Origin of the sequence: Paenibacillus sp. cl141a (assembly GCF_900109305.1) — a bacterium.
GTDB lineage: Bacteria > Bacillota > Bacilli > Paenibacillales > Paenibacillaceae > Paenibacillus_AQ > Paenibacillus_AQ lautus_A.
In genome coordinates this window covers 38,486-58,563 of the sequence record NZ_FNZO01000015.1, presented here as the reverse complement: position 1 = coordinate 58,563, position 20,078 = coordinate 38,486, and the positions used below count along the sequence as shown (strand labels likewise).

13 protein-coding genes are annotated in these 20,078 nt (G+C 51.0%); all 13 read left to right on the top strand.

Annotation, left to right across the window (positions count from 1 at the left end; genetic code table 11):
- Positions 1–74 precede the first annotated feature (74 nt).
- The 13 genes from BMX45_RS27995 (at position 75) to BMX45_RS27935 (ending at position 19,985) form a co-directional block, all read left to right on the top strand.
- On the top strand, positions 75–1,466 hold the full coding sequence (locus BMX45_RS27995) for an ABC transporter substrate-binding protein (protein WP_090913727.1): 1,392 nt from the start codon (positions 75–77) through the stop codon (positions 1,464–1,466).
- A 96-nt stretch (positions 1,467–1,562) separates the two neighbouring features.
- Positions 1,563–4,454: an extracellular solute-binding protein gene (locus BMX45_RS27990; protein ID WP_090913726.1), complete on the top strand. Its 2,892-nt coding sequence runs from the start codon at positions 1,563–1,565 to the stop codon at positions 4,452–4,454.
- 98 nt (positions 4,455–4,552) lie between these two features.
- Entirely contained in the window at positions 4,553–5,434 is an 882-nt protein-coding gene (locus BMX45_RS27985; RefSeq protein ID WP_254778330.1) for a carbohydrate ABC transporter permease, read from the top strand.
- Positions 5,435–5,448: 14 nt separating this feature from the next.
- Entirely contained in the window at positions 5,449–6,312 is an 864-nt protein-coding gene (locus tag BMX45_RS27980) for a carbohydrate ABC transporter permease (RefSeq protein ID WP_175495229.1), read from the top strand.
- An 18-nt stretch (positions 6,313–6,330) separates the two neighbouring features.
- Positions 6,331–7,791 carry a hypothetical protein gene (locus BMX45_RS27975; RefSeq protein ID WP_090913723.1) on the top strand — a complete coding sequence of 487 codons (1,461 nt, stop codon included), beginning with the start codon at positions 6,331–6,333 and terminating at the stop codon, positions 7,789–7,791.
- Entirely contained in the window at positions 7,788–8,414 is a 627-nt protein-coding gene (locus BMX45_RS27970) for a YIP1 family protein (protein ID WP_090913722.1), read from the top strand. The genes BMX45_RS27975 and BMX45_RS27970 overlap by 4 nt, the downstream gene beginning before the upstream one ends.
- Before the next feature lie 12 nt (positions 8,415–8,426).
- Positions 8,427–10,985, top strand: coding sequence for a DUF5696 domain-containing protein (locus BMX45_RS27965; RefSeq protein WP_090913721.1), 2,559 nt, complete (start codon positions 8,427–8,429; stop codon positions 10,983–10,985).
- Positions 10,982–11,899 carry a carbohydrate ABC transporter permease gene (locus BMX45_RS27960; protein ID WP_090913719.1) on the top strand — a complete coding sequence of 306 codons (918 nt, stop codon included), beginning with the start codon at positions 10,982–10,984 and terminating at the stop codon, positions 11,897–11,899. Before BMX45_RS27965 ends, BMX45_RS27960 begins: the two co-directional genes overlap by 4 nt.
- A 15-nt stretch (positions 11,900–11,914) precedes the next feature.
- Positions 11,915–12,859, top strand: coding sequence for a carbohydrate ABC transporter permease (locus tag BMX45_RS27955; RefSeq protein ID WP_090913717.1), 945 nt, complete (start codon positions 11,915–11,917; stop codon positions 12,857–12,859).
- Between the two features lie 166 nt (positions 12,860–13,025).
- Entirely contained in the window at positions 13,026–14,711 is a 1,686-nt protein-coding gene (locus BMX45_RS27950; RefSeq protein WP_090913874.1) for an extracellular solute-binding protein, read from the top strand.
- Between the two features lie 87 nt (positions 14,712–14,798).
- The gene (locus BMX45_RS27945; protein WP_090913715.1) at positions 14,799–16,550 is read left to right on the top strand and encodes a sensor histidine kinase; all 1,752 of its coding nucleotides are present in this window, start codon (positions 14,799–14,801) and stop codon (positions 16,548–16,550) included.
- Positions 16,543–18,165, top strand: a complete 1,623-nt coding sequence (locus BMX45_RS27940; RefSeq protein ID WP_090913712.1) for a response regulator — start codon at positions 16,543–16,545, stop codon at positions 18,163–18,165. The genes BMX45_RS27945 and BMX45_RS27940 overlap by 8 nt, the downstream gene beginning before the upstream one ends.
- A 155-nt stretch (positions 18,166–18,320) precedes the next feature.
- Positions 18,321–19,985, top strand: a complete 1,665-nt coding sequence (locus tag BMX45_RS27935; protein WP_090913710.1) for a glycoside hydrolase family 43 protein — start codon at positions 18,321–18,323, stop codon at positions 19,983–19,985.
- Positions 19,986–20,078: the final 93 nt, after the last annotated feature.

The following is a 20,078-nucleotide window of genomic DNA, read 5'->3' as shown; positions in this document are numbered from 1 at the left end:
TTGTTGCATGGAAATGTAAGCGCTAAACTTTGGATGAATATGGACCAAACATCAATCGTTGAGGGGGATTAAAGATGCGTATTCGCAAATTAATGGTTCTGTTATTAGGATTGGCGCTGCTGCTTGCAGCCTGCAGCGGAGGCTCAGGCAACCCAAGCAGCGGCAACCAAGAAACCGTGGAATCGGAGACGAATAGCGGAACTGAAAACGAGGCGTCGAAGGGAACGGACGAGACCGATAACAGCGTCGAGGAAGAAGTCTACAGAACGCCGGATATGGATTTTGATTTAGGCGGCAAGACCATCAAAATCGTCTCTTGGTGGGATATGACGATTCCGGAGGATACCCCGGACAATATCGAGCGCAAGAAGAAGCTTGAAGACCTGATGCAAAAGCATAATTTTAAAGTGGAGTACGTGGCGATCGATTATGGCGAGTACCAAGAGAAAGTTACCGCTTCCCTGATTGCCGGTGAGCCGATCGGCGATATCGTTCGACTTGGCAAAACCTATACGGTGCCTACCTTGGTTAAACAGGATCTGCTTTGGCCGATCGACGAATACACCCAAAACCCCATCGCCTTTAATCAAAAGGTTACGAAGGAATACTACACGTATAAAGGCAGGGGGTACGGGTTTACCGAAAACCAAGCAAATCTGGTTCAAGGCATCTTTTACAATCGTACACTTATGAACCAGCTTGGCTTAAAGCCGCTTCAAGAGTACGTGAACGAAGATAACTGGAACTGGGAAACATTCATCCAAGTGGCTAAGGAAGCCAACAAAGATACGAACAACGATGGCAAGCTGGACACTTGGGGGCTAGCAAACTCCTCGCTCATGGACCATGCCTTGTATTCCAACAATACGGGTCTGACCAAAGAAGATAAGCAAAATCTCGATGATCCTGCAACATTGGATGCACTTCAATTCATTTCTCGTATTGCTACCGAGAAAATAGCAAGACCGACCGAGGGCGGCGACTGGACGGAGCCAGGGCAATTTTTTCGTAAAGGCAATACATTAATGTACGCCGGTGCCCTCTATGAGATGAGCGGCTTGCAGACGGATATGCCGGATTACGACATCGGTTTCGTACCTTTTCCAAAAGGGCCGAACGCAACGGAATACCACTCTGCCGAAGCACTCTTCCAGGCGCTTACCATTCCGAAAGCAGTCGAAAATCCGGAACAGTTGCTGTATATCTGGGAAAAAATCAACGACATTGATTCCGTATACGATTATCCGGACCAAGGTTGGTACGAAACGATATTCTCGAATGAAGACGACTTGAACAACGCCAAAATGGTGGCACCTAACATGATTATTCTTGACCATAATACATTCCCGAATTTGAAGTACTACGATTTTGTCGGCGAACTGAACGAGGGAATCTCCGTTTCCACCGTTGTCGAGAAATATAAGTCAACGTTTCAAGCGGCCATCGACGAAGTATATGGTCCTTGACCTTGAAAATTAGCCGAAGACCGATCGTCCCTGCGGAGCTCATAGCTGCGGCAGGGACGGTCATTGGATGGATTAACCGTGTGGGAGGGAGAGAAATTGAACACCCGGAATAAGCGTTTCGGCAGCGTCATACTCGTCATCGTCCTATTTTTTTTGTCTCTATGGGCTTTCTACCCTTCGAAATCGTCACACCATGGCTTCGTTCAAGCTACTGCCGACTTTGAAGCGATCACGGATACGGAAGGGCAGGAAGGGTACAGCCAGTATTTAGAAACTTATGCGTCGGCAAACCGGCCGGATCGTATCGTGCGCATCGAAGGCGAGTCCTATGCCATAACCGATGGGGAGGGATTCGAGATCGCCGAGAACTTGCACGGGGCTGAAGGAAAAGCCGTGATTACGCCGGAAACGGGTTCCATCTCTTGGGATGTGAACGTGGAAGAACCGGGTTTATACCATATTCGGATCCACTATTATCCGATTGAAGGGAAGAGTTCGGCGATCGAACGAGAGTTTTCCATTAATGGGGAAGTGCCTTTCAAGGGCGCGGATATCGTGCTGTTCGACAGGGTATGGGGAAACCGGGATGAAGAAATCAGGCAGGATAACCGCGGGAACGATCTGCGGCCAAGGCAGATCGAGCAGCCGGCGTGGCAGCTTGCGTCAATCTCCGATAGGTATGGTTACTTTGACGAGCCGTTTTCCTTTTATTTTGAGAAGGGCAAGCAGATACTTACGCTCACGTCCTTGCGGGAGCCGATGGCCATTGATTATATCGAGCTGTACCAGGATCATGCCTTGAAAACGTACGAGGAACTGGCGAATGACTATGAATCCGAAGGTTTGGAACCGGCCCGGGATCAGTACATTCTGATCCAGGCGGAAGACGCCAAGCGGAAATCGTCGCCGACCTTGTATCCAACCTCCGACAGATCCAGCCCGACCGTGGAGCCTTACGACGTTTCCAAAATCAGAATCAACACCATCGGAGGCGTCAACTGGAAGCTGCCGGGGCAATGGATCGAATTGGAGTTCGAGGTGGAAGAAGACGGTTTATACCAAATTGCCTTAAAGCAAAAGCAGGACCAGCTCCGCGGCGTGTTTGCCACCCGCAGCCTCATGATTGACGGGGAGTTTCCTTTTCAGGAAATGAAACGAATCCGCTTTCATTATGACCGCGATTGGCAGATGAACGTGCTGAGCGGGGAAGAACCTTATTTATTCCATTTCACCAAAGGCACGCATCGGATTCGGATGATGGTGTCGCTCGGCGAGATCGCGCCGCTCTTGCAGACGATTGAGTCCAGCGTGCTGGAACTGAATGAAATGTACCGCAAAATATTGATGATCACCTCCAATACGCCGGATCCGTTCCGGGATTATCAATTGGAGAAGCGGATCCCGGATATGGTGGAGGTGTTCACCGAGCAAGCCGAAATCATTCAAAGCGTGGCCGATTACCTGGAAGAGGCGACGGGCGAGCGAAGCGACAAGGTGGCCGTTTTGCATTCGATGGTACACCAGCTGAACGAACTCGCCGAGAACCCCGAAACCGTGGCCAAGCGCATGGATACGTATAAGGTGAACGTTGGCGGTCTGGGAACCTGGATGCTGCAGATTAAGGAACAGCCCATCTCGCTCGATTATCTTGTCATTCACTCGCCGGATCGCAAGCTGCCGAAGCCGGACGCATCGTTTCTCAAGGCCGCAGGCCATGAGGTTGGCGCTTACGTGGCTTCATACACGGAAGACTATGACACGATCGGCAATGCCGGCGACGAAGAAGACGCCATTACGGTTTGGGTTACGACCGGACGCGATCAGGCGCAAGTATTAAAAGCGTTGATCGACGACACGTTTACGCCTGATTCGGGCATCCCGGTGCATCTTCGCCTTGTTCCGGGAAATATTCTTCTGCCTGCCACGCTTGCCGGGGAAGGGCCGGATGTCGCCATGCAGATCGGCGAGGACGTGCCGGTCAATTACGCGATGAGGGGCGCCGCGGCCGATTTGTCGAAATTCGATGATTTCGAGCAGGTGGTCACCCGGTTCCGCGATAGCGGGCTGGAGCCTTACAAATATAACGGCGGGGTGTACGCTTTGCCAGAGCAGCAAACCTTTCCGATGTTGTTCTATCGCAAAGATGTTCTGGAGGAACTTGGTTTGGAGCCACCCGCGACCTGGCAAGAAATCTATAACATGATTTCTGTGCTTCAGAAACACAACATGGAGTTTTATTTGCCGCTGGAAGCCACCAATGCAAGCCTGGTGCCGAATGCGACCTTCGCGATGCTGCTCTACCAGAACGGCGGACAGTTCTACCGCGATAACGACACGAAGAGCGCGCTCGATTCCGACATCTCCATGGAAGCCTTCAAGAAGTGGACGCAGTTCTATACCAGCTACAAATTCCCGCTCCAAGCGGATTTCCCGAACCGTTTCCGGACCGGAGAGATGCCGATCGGCATTGCGGATTACACGACGTATAACATGCTGACGGTCATGGCTCCAGAGATTAAGGGACTGTGGGATTTCACGATCGTGCCGGGCACCGAAAGCGAAGACGGCACCGTGAACCACCAAGTTGCCAGCCATACGACCGCGGTCATGCTGCTTCAGAATTCGAAGAGCAAAGAGGCCGCCTGGGAATTTCTGAAATGGTGGACCGACAAAGAGACGCAAATTGCGTACGGGCGAGAGATGGAGGGCTTGATGGGAGAGGCGGCCCGCTATCCGACGGCAAACATCGAAGCGCTGGAGGAACTGCCTTGGCCGATGAAGGATTACCGTAATCTGGAGAACCAATGGCAGTGGGTGCGCGGCATTCCGCAAGTGCCTGGGGGGTATTTCACGGGCAGGCATTTGGACAATGCCTTCCGGAAAGTGGTCAATGCCAGCGAAAATCCGCGCGAGGCCTTGTCCGATTATATTTTGTACATTAACGACGAAATCGAGATCAAGCGGAAGGAGTTCAATTTGACATATTAACAGGGAAGGTGCGGTAGTCGATGCAAGGAGAACCTGTAATTCAAACCGTGAAGAGCCCCAAAGCGAATGTGCAGAAGAACAGCCGCTTTGTCTCCTTCATGCATGAGTTGAAACGCAATAGGCACTACTATGTGCTGATGAGCCCGTATATGATTATTTTCTTTCTGTTTACGGTCATTCCGGTGGTCTTTTCGTTTGCCTTGAGTTTCTTCTACTTTAACATGCTGGAATTTCCAAGATTCGTCGGATGGCAAAACTACTCCAGGCTGTTTCTGAACGACGATATCTTTATGATCGCCTTGAAAAACACCTTGATGTTTGCGGTCATAACCGGTCCTATCAGTTATATCGCCTGCTTTGTGTTTGCATGGATCATCAATGAACTGTCGCCTAAAGTGCGAGCCTTCATGACGTTGGTCTTCTATGCGCCTTCCATTTCGGGGAACGTCTACTTCATTTGGCTGATCCTCTTTTCCGGGGACAGCTATGGGTATTTGAACGGATTTCTCATGAAAGCCGGCTTTATCCTGGAACCGATTCAATGGCTGCTGAATGAAAACTATATTCTATGGATCGTTATCGTCGTACAACTATGGCTAAGTCTCGGCACCAGCTTTCTGGCTTTTATCGCCGGCCTGCAAACGATTGACAAGTCGCTGATCGAAGCCGGGGCGATGGACGGCATCAAAAATCGTTGGCAGGAGCTCTGGTACATTACGCTGCCGTCCATGAGGCCGCAGCTGATGTTCGGTGCCGTCATGCAGATCACGACCGCGTTTGCGGTTGCGGATATCTCCATCGCGCTCGCCGGGTTTCCAAGCGTGAACTATGCGGCGCACACGATCGTTACCCATCTCATGGATTTCGGCACGATCCGTTTTGAGCTCGGCTACGCATCGGCCATTGCAACGTTCTTGTTCTTGCTGATGGTAGGGACCAACAAATTGACGCAAAAAATGTTGAGAAAGATAGGTGAGTAACGTTGGCTGCAAAAATGATTCGATATTTCCGGCTGCCGAGAACGCTGAACCGTTCTTTGCCCGTAAGCATTTTGCTGTTTGCGCTGCTCGCCTTGTTCGGAGCCTTTATGGCATTGCCCTTGATTTACGCGGTGAACAACGCCTTCAAGCCGCTGGACGAATTGTTCATATTCCCTCCGCGGTTTTTCGTAAACAATCCGACGATGGATAATTTTCTGGATTTGATGGTGCTAATGGGGAATTCCTGGGTGCCGCTATCGCGATATTTCGCAAACACGCTATTGATCACCATCATCGGAACGGCCGGACATATCTTGCTGGCGTCCGCAGCAGCCTATCCGCTAGCAAAATATCGATTTCCCGGCTCAAAAGCGCTGTTTTCCATCGTGGTGCTCGCCTTGATGTTTTCCCCTCATGTGACGGCGATCCCCAACTATATGGTCATGTCTTGGCTGGGGTGGATTAATACGCATGCTTCCATCATCGTACCTTCCTTGGCTTTTCCGCTCGGGCTGTTCCTGATGAAGCAATTCATGGAGCAAATTCCCGATGCGCTGCTTGAGGCGGCCAAAATCGACGGGGCCAGCGAGTATCGGATTTACTGGTCCATTGTGATGCCGAACGTGAAGCCTGCCTGGCTGACGCTAATGATTTTGCAATTTCCGGCGCTTTGGGGCAGCGATGGCGGCAGTTTTATTTACAGTGAGCATCTGAAGACCTTGCACTTCGCATTGGGACAGATCACGGAAGGCGGAATAGCAAGAGCCGGCGTTGGCGCTGCCGTTGCGTTGCTCCTGATGATCGTTCCCATTACGCTCTTCATCATCTCCCAGAGCAGCGTCATGCAGACGATGGCCACCTCAGGGATGAAGGATTAGAAAGGAGGCATGACCCGATTGAAAAACAGCTTGCGCAAACTGAAAACGCCTCTCCTGATGATGATTTGCTGCTTATTGGGGGTTGGCGCCGGAGCGGGCAACGTAAGCGCCGAGGGCGCCTCAAATTCCTACAATTATTCCTACTGGGGCGATGCGGTCGCTGCGCCGGCCGCTTATGTGGCAACCGAATTGTTTACCGGCCCGGATCTGGGGACCGGGCCGTTCCAGGAACCGAACGATCTTCACGTCACCGCCGACAATCGCGTGTATGTGCTGGATTCCGGCAACAATCGGATCGTCGTGCTGGACCATGATCTGAAGCTTATAACCACCGTGGATTCCTTCACGAGCGAAGGTGGGCCGGACACGTTCCTTAACCCGCAAGGGATCTTCGTGACCGAAGACGGCGAGGTGCTCGTAGCGGATACGGGCAACAAGCGGGTAGTTCATCTGGATTCGGATTTTCAACTGGTCAAGCTCATCGATTCGCCGGAGTCGGAGCTTTTGCAGGATACGTTTTCCTTCGAACCCGTGCGCGTTGTGATGGACCAGGCGCAGCGAATTTATGTGATGGCGGGGGGCGTGTTTGACGGGTTCATGGAATTTAACGCCGAAGGGTCGTTTACGTCCTTCATCGGCGCGAACCGCGTCTATATCGATCCGATCGAATATTTCTGGAAGCAAATCTCCACCAAAGCGCAGCGCAGCCAGATGGTCATGTTTACGCCTACGGAGTTCACGAATCTGGATATGGATCCGGAAGGGTTCATTTATGCCACGAATGGAGACCAGTGGGGGGATAACATTAAGAAGCTTAACGCGCAAGGCAACGATATTTTGAGAAGAACGGGGTATTTCGACCCGCAGGGAGACATTCTTTACATGAGCAGCGAAGGCCCTTCCAGATTGATCGACATCGATGTGGCGGACAGCGAGATTTACTCTGTTCTCGATGCCAAGCGAGGCCGGGTGTTCACTTACAACGGTGACGGTCACCTGATGTACGTATTCGGCGGGCTTGGCAACCAAATGGGCCAGTTTCATACGCCGGCAGCCATCGATCGAATCGGCGAGGATTTTCTTGTGCTGGATAAAGCGCTGGGCGAAATCACCGTCTTCCGAACGACCGAATACGGGCGAACGTTGAATGAAGCGGTCAAGAGTTATTATCGCGGCGAGGAAATGGCGGCTTACGAGTTGTTTCATCGAACGATCGCCATGAATGCCAACCTGGAGTTCGCTTATGCCGGGATCGGCAAGGCTTTGCTGCGGCAGGGTGATTATAACGAGGCCATGCAGCATTTTAATCGCAGTTTGGATCAGAACAACTATTCCAAAGCGTTCCTGCTCTATCGCAAAGAAGTGATGAGGGAACATTTCCCGTTGATCATGACTTTGTTGGTTGTGGCCGTAATCGGTATTTTTGCCGCGGCAAGGATTCGGAACAAGACGAAACGAAGAAAGGGGGCTTCCGCATGAGCAGGGAATGGCTAAGATTACCCCTCAATCTCATCGTTCATCCGTTCGAGGGATATTGGGACCTGAAGTACGATCGCAGCCGAAAGTTTACGCTGATCATTTCGTTTTGCGTTTTGTTCCTTGTAGCGGCTACGAACATTTTGGGGAGCCAGTATAGCGGTTTTCTAGTCCATGTGTACAATCCCGAGACCATGAACAGCGTCATGGAAATCGTATATGTGATCGTGCCGGTGTTGTTCTGGTGCGTGGCCAACTGGTCGCTTACGACCTTGATGGACGGAGAAGGCAAGTTCGTTGAAATTTTCACCTCGACCTGCTTTGCGCTCCTGCCGCTCGTGATCATTCAATTTCCATGGATATGGCTCAGCAATCTCGTTTCGCTGCAAGAGACTGCCTTCTATTATTTTTCCAATTCCGTTGCGGCCCTCTGGTTCGTATATCTGCTGTTCGTCGGCAATATGACGGTGCATCAGTTTACCCCGTCCAAAACGATCGGAATTATGCTGCTGACCCTGGTTGCCATGGGGTTCATGGCATTTATCAGTTTGCTGTTTTTCAGCTTGGTCCAACAGATCGTGGCCTTTATATCCATCATTTATCAAGAATTGGTCATGAGAACTTAAGGAGGAGGAAAGATGGGCAATTTCGCTAGATACTTGCTGCTTGCTGCCAGTGTAATGACAGCGCTATTCATGGCCGGATGTACGGATATAGGACCCCATGAGGCAGCGGGCGACGATGGCAACAGGCGCACCGAAACTTTGGCGCCCGGACAGCCCCTTAAGGCATCTTTCGTCATTCCGGGCGTCGAAGGCATGAAAGGCATCGCAAAGAACGAGCAGCTGCAGCTCCTTGCGGACGATCAGACGGGGGCGATCGCCGTCGTGCATAAGGCAAGCGGTGAAGTTTGGCACAGCAACCCCCCTGGCCGCGAGTCGGATCCGCTGGCTGCGGGCGTGAATAAAAGTTTGTTGTCCTCGCAGTTGAGGCTCGATTTCTATAACAGTTTCGGACAGATCAACGCCGTCAATTCGCACGCCGATAGCGCGGCCTACAAGCAAATCGGCATGGAGCAAATCGCGAATGGCGTTCGTGTAAACTACCGGTTCGGCACGGACAAAAAAACGATCGACGACATGCCTATGAAAATCAGCAAGCCCCGCTTCGAACAGAACCTGTTAAGCAAACTGGACAGTGCGGGGCAGCGAACGCTGAAGATCGCTTACACCGAGGATGCCGAACAGGGGGTGTATGTCCGGTCCGACGGCGCGCTCAAAGGGCTTCAGCTTGAGCGGGCGCTGCAAGCCCTTGAAGATGCCGGATATACAGAGGAAGATTTGCTGATCGACATCGAGGAGAACCATCTGGATCAGGTTAAACCTGAACCGCTAGTGTTTCATGCTTCGATTGAATACACGCTGGACGGCGATAGCCTGCTCGCTAAGATTCCAGTTTCCAGCATCGATTTCCCGGCGGAATATCCGGTGAACACGATTTCGTTCCTGAGCTTTTTCGGTGCCGGGGGGATGGAAGACAAGGGCTCGATCCTCGTTCCGGACGGTTCGGGGGCGCTGATCCATTTTAATAACGGCAAGACCCGTTATCCCTCCTACCAGCAGAACGTGTACGGAATGGACCGAACCATGAGCCGGATTGAAACGGCGGACAGCAGCCAATCAGTCAGGCTGCCGGTGTTCGGTATGATCAGGGAAAGCGGGGCGTTTATCGGCATCATCGAGGAAGGGGCTCCGGTGGCGACGATCAATGCCGATGTCAGCGGCAGGCTGAACAGTTATAACTACGTCTACCCGACGTTCACGGTGATCAACAAGGGCGACTTAAGCCTGGATGCCAACGGTCAGCAGCGCTCGCTCCCGAAATTCCAGGAACATCCGATGCGAAGCGATTTTACGGTCCGCTATGCATTCGTGGGTAAGCAAGCGGCTTCCTATCAAGGACTCGCCGAGTATTATCGGCACTATTTGGAGCAGCATGGCGGGCTCCCCCAATTCACCGAGAAGAACGGAGGAGATATGCCGTTCTATCTGCAGCTCGTAGGAAGCATTTCTAAGAAAAAGCATTTTGCAGGGATTCCGTATCGGGCCCTGGAGCCGCTGACGACTTTCGAACAAGCGCAGAGCATCCTGACGGATCTTAAGGAACAGGGTATCCAGGACATCAAACTGAAATACAGCGGCTGGTTCAACAAGGGACTCGATCATCAAGTTCCGGACAGCGTCTCCGTTGACGGAAAGATCGGGGGAGAGAAAGGGCTTCAGCGTCTCCTATCCTATGCGAACGAGAATCGGGTTACGCTGTATCCGGATGTCGCCCTCCTTACCGCGCTGTCAGGTTCCGGGTTTAATGAAACGAAGGAGGCAGCCAGAACGCTGCGGGGCGTTCCCGCGGAGCTTCATTCATTCAATCCGGCGTTGAATCGCCGGGATCGGACCGGTTCGCCGGCCTATGTCATATCGCCGCGGCTTATAGGAGGCTACACGGAAACTTTCTTAAGGGACTATGGCAAATACGGCGTAACTGGCGTTTCGCTGAGTGATCTCGCCGCCGAGCTCGATAGCGATTTTCGCAATCATCGTCAAATTGACCGGACAGAGTCCGAGCAGTTGTCACAGGATGCGCTGAGCAAGATTACAGGCGCCGATCTTCAGGTCATGGCTGACGGAGGAAATGCTTATGCGCTGCCATTCTTAACCGATATCACCCGCGCGCCCATGTCCAGCAGCCGCTTTAAAATCGAAGACGCGGAAATTCCGTTCTATCAAATGGTCGTGCGCGGGTATGTCGATTACACCGGCGCCCCTTTCAATCTGTCCGCGTACACCGACGCCAGACAATACATTTTGAAGTGTTTGGAGTACGGATCGGGCGTATACTTCGAATGGATCCATGAACCTAACCACAAAGTTAAAGACACGGAATACAACGATTTGTATTCCGCCAATTACGAGTTATGGATCGATGAAGCCGTCCGGATCTACGAGGAAGTGAATGCTTTCCTGAAACAGGTGCGCCATGAGCGCATCATCGGGCATGAACCATTGGCCGACCGCGTGTTCAAGACGGTGTATGAGAACGGCGCTTACGTCATCGTCAATTACAACCGCGAACCGGTGACGATTAAAGGCGTGACAATCGAAGCCGAAAGCTATGTGACGGGTGGTGAAGCGCCATGAAATCCTTAACCCGGCGATTATCGGGAAAACCACGGAGTTACGGGAAACAGAAGGCTTTATGGGGCATCGTCTACGTGCTGCCCTGGCTGCTCGGCTTTATCTTTTTCTTCCTGATCCCATTGTTGACTTCCTTGATGTACAGCTTTAGTACGGTGACCGCGAATTCCGAAGGAATCGGCATTACGCTGACGGGGATGAAAAATTACGTGACCGCCTTTACGGTCAACACCAGCTTTAACCGGATGCTGACCGAGGCCATTGTCAATATGGTTGTGAACGTGCCCCTCATCGTCATTTTCAGTCTGTTCCTGGCCGTCGTCCTGAATCAGAAATTTCTTGGCCGTTCCTTCGCCAGATCGATTTTCTTTCTGCCTGTCATCCTCGCTTCCGGGGTCATTCTAACCCTTGAGAGCAACAGCCTCGTTCAGGCGATTAATGATCAGAATGCCGGTTCCGGCGGGCTGATCAACGCATTGGGGAGTTTTGAACTTGAGCGGTTGATGCTTCAAGCCGGCGTCAGCGAGACGATCGTAAACTATTTGACGGGAGCGGTGGATCGCATCTATGAGATCGTAAGCCAATCCGGCGTGCAGATCCTCATATTCCTGGCCGGCATACAGACGATATCCCCTCAGCTGTACGAAGCGTCGAAGATGGAAGGAGCTACGGGTTACGAAGCCTTCTGGAAAATCACGTTTCCGATGGTCAGCCCGCTGATCCTGGTCAACATGATTTATACGATTATCGATTCGTTCTCCCGAAATGAGCTGACGGACTTGATCCGGACCACAGGTTTCGTCCAATTCGATTTCGGTCTTAGCTCGGCAATGGCGTGGATTTATTTCGCCGCCATTTCCATCATCCTGTTGATCAGTACGTACTTTGTATCCAGGAAGGTCTTTTACCATGAATAGAAGAAGGTGAACGCAATGTCGGTTTCCCGGTGGCTATCGCTCGAACATTGGAAAAGATGGCTCTGGTCTTTCATCCGTTTAACATTGATCGCAGGTTTGTCCTTTGTCATTCTGTATCCGATTCTGCAAAAAATCTCGACGGCCGTCAAAGACAAGGCCGATCTTTATTCACCGGTCGTCGTATGGATTCCGGAAAATTTCACGATGAGCAATTTCATTGATGCCATTCGCATCATGGATTATTGGGAAACGCTGTTCAATACGTTTGCGCTGTCGGCGACAACGACGGTCCTGACCGCCGCTTCTTGCGCGCTGGCAGGTTACGGCTTCGCCCGGTTGAAATTCAAGGGCAGCCAGTTGTTGTTCGCCGGTGTTGTCCTGACGATCTTGGTGCCTCCAACCACGATTCTCATCCCGATCTACTTGAATCTGAAGGATTTTACGCTGATGGGCCTGATCCCGCTCCTTACCGGCAAGTCTGTCAATCTGTTGAACAGCTATTGGCCGTTCATTCTGACTTCGCTGACGGCCAACTCGCTGAAAGCCGGTCTGTACATTTTTATTTTCCGGCAGTTTTACCGCGGCATTCCGAAGGAAGTGGAGGAGGCGGCTTATATCGACGGCGCGGGCGTCGGAACGACCTTTACCCGCATCATGATGCCGAACTCGATTCCTGCCGTCATTACCACGACGTTGTTCTCCTTCGTCTGGCAATGGAACGACAGCTTCTACACGACGACGTATCTGACTTCAAGCAAGGTCATGTCCACCCAGCTTTCATCGTTGCCGTACAATCTGTCCATCATGCTGGGCGGCGATCCGTCGAAGGCAGACCCTTTTTATTTGAGTATGGTGCAGGATACCGGCATCTTGCTGGCCATCCTTCCGTTGATTGTCATTTATTTGTTCGTCCAGCGATACTTCGTGGAAAGTATCGAGCGTACCGGTATCGTAGGCTAACGTTTCAAGATGAAAACCGCCACCCGGAATCTAGTGGATGGCGGTTTTTGCGTGCATGCAGCAACAAGTAAATAACGGGATATAAAGTAAAAAAATGTTTATTGTGGGTCGGGGCCTTTAAAGTATAATAATACAATTAATCGATAGGAAAGGGTGTTATCTGTTGCTGATCATCATCGTAAAGAACTTCTCCAAGGTCATGCTAAGCGCTTTACTGGTTGGTTCAACACTGGCGTCTTGTCACCAAAGCAGCGGTATCGACCACAATCGGGGGCCGGAAACACGCGGGGAAGGCGTATACAACGATAAGTCATTAAGCGTTTATCATCCGCCGATCGAAGTCACGCTTGTGAGAGAAATCGGCGACGGCTTGGAAGATATTCTGAAGGCATTGCCTGATGAAACGCTGGAGGACAATCGCTGGAGTCAGTTGTACGAACAAGTTCTTGGCATTCAAATCAAATATAAATGGGCTGTGAGAAGCGAACAATACCACAAAAAGCTGGATATTATGCTGGCTTCAGGGGACATTCCGGATGTCGTCAAGGTCAATGCCCAACAGCTCAGGCAATTGAGTCATGCCGGTCTGATCCAGGATCTGACGCAGGCTTATGAGGAATATGCTTCAGCGTTGACTCGGCAAGTTCATCGTCAGGAAGGGAGCGGCACCCTGGAATCCGGCATAATCGGTGACAAGCTGATGGGCATACCAGAGACCGATTCCTCTATCGAAAAGGCGATGTTTCTGTGGATTCGAACGGATTGGCTGGACCGATTGGAACTGTTGCCTCCGCAAACGATGGATGATGTCCTGGAAATTTCGAAAGCGTTTACAGAACAGGATCCCGACGGAAATGGCCAACAGGACACCTATGGAATAGCGGCTACGCAATATTTGTGGGACCCTGTCATGGGCTTAACCGGATTCATGGCCGGTTATGGAGCTTACCCGAACATATGGCTTGAAGACGAGAGCGGCAAACTCGTATACGGAGGCATTCAGCCCGAAGTGAAACAGGCGCTCAAAGCGCTTCAGGATATGTATCGCAACCATGAAATCGAGAGTGAATTCATTTTTAAAAACGGAAGCAAAGCAAAACAGCTCATAGCCGATGGGAAGATCGGAATGGCCTATGGAGAGCAATGGGGAGCGTTCTTGTTTCAATCCAGCCGAAGCGGCGATCCGGATGCAGAGTGGCAGGCTTTTCCCATTGTTACTGACTCCGGCAAGGCGCCACAGGTTCCGCTTAAATTTACCACAAGTTCTTTTTACGCCGTAAGAAAGGATTTTGCTCACCCGGAAGCGATTCTGAAAATGTTCAATTTGCATCTTGAAAAAAATTGGGGCAAAACGGCCGAGTATGGGACTTACTACAACGATTCCTCGCCCGTGTGGGGTCTATCTCCCGTGACTCCTTTCCCTGCTGATAAAAACCTCGAAGCCTACCGGCAAATCGCCGAAGCGCGTCGACAAGGCTCGACGTCACAGTTACAAGGTGAGTCCGGATTCATACAAGACCGAATTGATCGATATATGGATAAGAAAGAAGACAGCGAATCCGGCTGGGGATGGGAAAAAATCTACGGGTCCTCCGGTGCGATGAGTATCCTGGACCAATACGAGAAAAACGATCAGTTGTTATTCGATGCATTTGCCGGCGCTCCGACCGAAACCATGATCGAAAGAAGAAACATTCTGGACAATCTTCAGCATGACTACTTCGTTAATATCATCCTCGGCGAACCCGTCGACCAATTCGACCGGTTTGTCGAGGAATGGTATCGGCTTGGCGGCACGGACATTACGGCCGAAGTGAATCAATGGCATGAGGACAAGAAAGACCGTTCATAGAACCATGAGCCCCGCAAGCATGATTGGCTTCAAAGGCCATCAGGCGGCTAATCATCAAGCATATTCACACGCATCGGAGGAGTTTAATTGCTTAAGTTACCCGTGAATTCCATTCGTAATACCATCTTTATTCGATTGGTTGCTACCTATCTATTTGTTATTCTTCCGCTTATCATTCTCGGTGTTTATCTGTATAACTGGAGTTACCAATACGCTAGCCAGGAAATATCCAAAAATTCACAAGCGCAGCTTTCGGCTTACCTGGACGGGTTGAACCGGGAAATCGAATGGTTGGAAATTCAGCAATACGACATTTTGCAGGACGGGGAACTCAACAAAATGGCGCTCACATGGGAGATGATGAGCACGGTCGATAGAAAAGCAAGCCTCCATTATTTGCTGCCTCGACTGGTCTCCATCAAAAACAGCAGTGTCTACATAAAAGACGTATTCGTTCATATCCGCGGCATGGATAAAACGATTTCAGCCATGACCGGGATGAACCCATTCGACTCGAGACGGTATAACAATGTCCAAGTAGGAAAGGCGCGCGGCAATGCGAGACTCTTGCAGATCGACGATACGCTCCATCTTGTAGCGGCTAAATACGGAGCTAGAAAAGGGGAAGAGCCGTTCCTGATCGTTCAGATCGAAATGGATCCGAGAAAACTCAGGGAATCCCTGATGCAAATCAGTGTATATCCGGAAAGCGGGGCTTTTATCGTCTCCGAGCCGTCCGGATTTGTTCTGGCCAGCCATGAGGAGGCGGATCGTTTAATGGGAGGGGCTATGCAGGCCATCCAAAATGCGAATCGCCAACTGACAACGATCGGTTCAAGCAGGTATCTGATCGATAAGGCGTATTCCGACAAGCTGAAATTATCCGTGTTCACCTACTTGCCTACCGAGGTGGTGAAGCGGCCGCTAAGTAAATTTTATGTCTGGGCCTGGCTGTTTGCAGGCACGACGCTCTTAGCCATCGCCATCTATGCCGTATCGACATACAAGCTGGTTCATAAACCGCTGCTCCTGCTTGTCCAAAGCTTCAGGAAAATGGAAGATGGCATGTTTAATGTCCGGATCAGGCACGGACAAAGGGATGAGTTCGGCTATTTATACGATCGATTCAATCATATGCTTATCAAGCTGCAGCATTTGATTGATCAGGATTTCAGGCATAAGCTCATGATGCAAAGGGCGGAGCTGAAACAGCTCCAATCCCAGATCAATCCCCACTTTTTATATAATAGCTTCTTCATCTTGAGCTCCCTGGCCAAAACGGGGGATGTCGCGCAAATCGAGTTGTTCACGAACATGCTTGGAGAATACTTTCGATTTATTACCCGCAATGATGCGGACAACGTTCCATTGCTGGAAGAGACAAGGCATTCCCGCATTTATACCGAGATTCAAAAGCTCAGATTCTCAAGGCGGATCCGCGTACAATTCGGGGAGCTGCCGAAGGAAATGGAGACCATCAAGGTGCCGCGATTGATCATTCAGCCTATTATCGAGAACGCCTATGAGCACAGTCTCGAAAAAATGCAGGATGAAGGTTTGCTGCATGTAGCGTTTCATTTGGATAATGACGAAGCCTCCATCGTGATTGAAGACAATGGGAACGGGTTGACGAATAACGAAATCGAAGCGCTAAACAGGCGGCTTGAACGGACGTCCGAATCCGCTGAATCCCCTGAAGTGACGGGCCTTATCAACATCCATCGGCGAATTGCCTTAACATACGGGGAAAGCAGCGGATTAGTTCTTTCAAGAAGTCCATTGAATGGATTGCGGGTCCAGATTCGAATCAGGCTGACGGAGGGGAATGGACATGTATAGATTGCTGGTCGTTGACGATGAAGAGATTATTACGAACAGTTTGTTCGAAGTATTTCATCAATGGATACCCGAAAAGCTTGATGTTTGCCGGGCCTACTCCGGCAAGGAAGCACTGAATTGGATGTCGCGCACGAGAATCGACATCGTTCTGACGGACATACGCATGCCAGGCATGAGCGGATTGGAATTGACGGAGAGCATCCGCGCTCTCTGGCCAAGGTGCAGAATTATCTTTTTGACCGGGTACAGTAATTTCGATTACGCTTATCAAGCGATCCAGATGCCCAATATTCGCTATTTGTTGAAGACGGAAGGTTTCGATAGGATCATGGAGGTCGTGAAGGAAGTTATCCATGAAATCGAGAGCGGCAACCGCATGAAAGAATGGCTCAAGCAATCTCGCATGCAGATCGAAGCGCTGGAGTGGATGGAGCAGGGGGAGTACTTCCGGCAATTCGTAGCGGACAGCAGCTTGCTTGGAGCGGATAACGAAGCGATGATTGACGATTTCCAATCCTTGAACATTGGGTTGGATCCTAAACTCCCTGTACTGTTAGCGCTTGGCCGCGTAGCGTATTCAGCAGGCAAAGCATATGCAGAAAAGAAAAATGGTCATCGATCGGTAAGATGGATATGGAATTCTTTTATGGAGGAGCATGTCCGCAGCATCGGCGTCGTGGACAAACACGGGGATTTATTATGGTTGCTCCAGCCGCGGTCCGAGAACCCAATCGGGGATCGTCTGGTTCTTTATTTGGAGGGTACGCTTGAACTCATCCAGGAAGCCTGCCTTGATTCTCTTGAACTTACCGTATCATTCACCATAAGCGGCTTCCCGTGCCGGTGGGAGGATGTGACACCACAGTATGAAAGGCTGCGAAGGCTGCAGCAGCTAAAGATGGGCGACGGAATTCCGATGATTCTGAAGGATCAAACCGACTCTGACAAATCGCCGTACTGCAAGGATGGAGTGGAGGCGAGTCATAAGGCGGACATCTTGGAAGCGCATTTGGAGGCCGGAAGGGAAAATGAATTTATGGAAGAATTGGAGCAGATGTCGGAATTCGTGCTGACCATGGACGATCTTTATCAGCACGCTGCCCAAGCTTATTATTCTATTGCGCTGGTGCTGTATGCGAAGCTGACCAGGCTAGGTCTTCAGGATCCTACAGGTGAACGGGGAAAGCTTCTGGACTTGGAAGGCCATGATTCCATGAAGGAAGCTTTTCGGTATTTGAGGCGAACGGCCGAAGATATCTTCGCTTTCAAACGTATGGATGAACGAGGCAAAACGGCGCATGTCATTGATCGGGTATGTCAATATATCGAGGAGCATTTGGATCAGGACGTGACCCTTGTGCATCTTGCCGAACGCTATTATTTCAATCCGTCCTATCTATCGCGCTTGTTTAAGCAAGAACGGGGAATCAACATCTCCGAATATATCGAGAAATGCCGAATACGAAGAGCCAAGGAGCTGCTTAAGGAAGGGGATTTGAAGGTAAGGGACGTGGCTCCTCTTGTCGGATACGATGCCGCCCATTCCTTCACCCGCTTCTTCAAAAAGGCGACGGGGTTAACGCCGCAGGAGTACAGGGACAATCTCGTGAATTAGGCCGGCACCTACCATTAGTCCGGTGTTTTCAGATGGAATGTCGGGTTGTTGCCTTGCTTAGCAAGAGGTACACTTTTTACGACCACTTCCGGAATGTCGACCCGCGATGGGAATGACAGGTCCCCAAGTAACGATGGAGGAGGGCGTGTTCAGGGGTGAAGCCCGTAAAGCCGTTACTGGTCATATCTACCGTATTCGCGTTCGTTTGCATACTGTGTGTCTTTGCAAACCTTGCGAATCGTGACCAAGACGATCCAAAACTGTTAAACCAGGAGTTGAGTGACAAGGTGACTGATGATATCAAAGCAGGCAAGGCGGGAACTGAAACGATGGACCAGAGCAGCAGCATGGATACGATTCGGGATGCGGACAGCACCCGCAGCGAGCCGTACGCGGTCGCGATCGGCAAGATTCCTCCGAATGGGAATCCGGTCGTCTCCCATAAATTCGGCGCGGATCCCTATGCGCTGGTAGTAGACGGGCGAGTTTATTTATATAACACGTACGACGCACTAGAGTATGACGATGACGGGAACGTCAAGGACAACAGCTACAGCACGATCAACAAGCTGTCCGTCATCTCTTCATCGGATTTGGTCAACTGGACTGATCACGGCGCAATCCAGGTTGCAGGACCGACCGGCGCTGCCGCATGGGCAACGCAATCGTGGGCACCAGCGGCCGCGCACAAGGTGATTCACGGGGAAGATCGATTCTTCCTCTATTTTGCCAACAATGCCAGCGGCATCGGTGTACTGACGAGCGACAGCCCCGTTGGCCCGTGGATAGATCCTATAGGAAAGCCGCTGATCACAAGAAACACGCCGGGCGTGGAAGGAGTCACGTGGTTGTTTGATCCCGCCGTGCTCGTTGACGATGACGGGAAAGCTTATATCTATTTTGGCGGCGGCATTCCGGAAGGCAAAGCCGAAATGCCGGATACGGCTCGCGTCATGCAGCTTGGCGAAGATATGGTCAGCGTGCTTGGAGAAGCCGTCACGATTCCAGCTCCTTATATGTTCGAGGATTCAGGAATCAACAAGTTTGGTGGAAGGTATTACTATACATACTGTTCCAATTTCTCCGGAGGAACGCGGCCGGAGAACAGTCCTCCTCCAGGCGAGATCGCTTATATGGTCAGCGAGCACCCGATGGGACCCTGGACGTATCAAGGGACTATTTTGAAAAATCCAGGGCATTTCTTCGGGGTTGGAGGGAATAATCATCACGTCATCTTTCAGCTCCGACAAAACTGGTATATTGCCTATCACGCCCAAACGTTGTCGAAGTCCATGGGGGTTCCCAAAGGCTATCGCTCAACCCATCTGAACCGGGTTTATTTCGAGCCGGACGGTACCATCAGGGAGATTGAAGCTGACATGGAAGGCGTGAAAGGGATCCAGCCGCTCAATCCTTTCCAACGAACGGAGGCGGTAACGATGGCATGGAATGCCGGAATTCAAGCCAATACATCTATGGCCGCTGAAGACTCGCAGGGCGGCCCGATATTGACGGTCACGGACATCCATGACCGGGATTGGATCGCAGTGGACAATGCTGATTTCGGGAAAGGAGCATCTGCGTTTACGGCTTGGATCTCGGGTATTGATGCGGGAGGGCGGCTGGAGCTTCGGCTGGATCGTCCGGATGGAGAACGGATCGGCACGGTGGACGTACCGCCTTCATCCGGTACGGAACAGCGTATGGAATTCTCCATGGAGGTTTCGGGCGCATCCGGCATCCATCATCTTTACTTCGTATTTACCGGGCAGCGGGATCAGAGGCTATTTGATTTCGAAGCATGGAAATTTCATCATTGATTGCTGACATTGCCTGTTTGTTAATAACATGATTGCAATCTAAAAAGGCGCTCCCGAAAAAAGCAGCGCCTTTTTTAGGTTTCGAGGTTATAA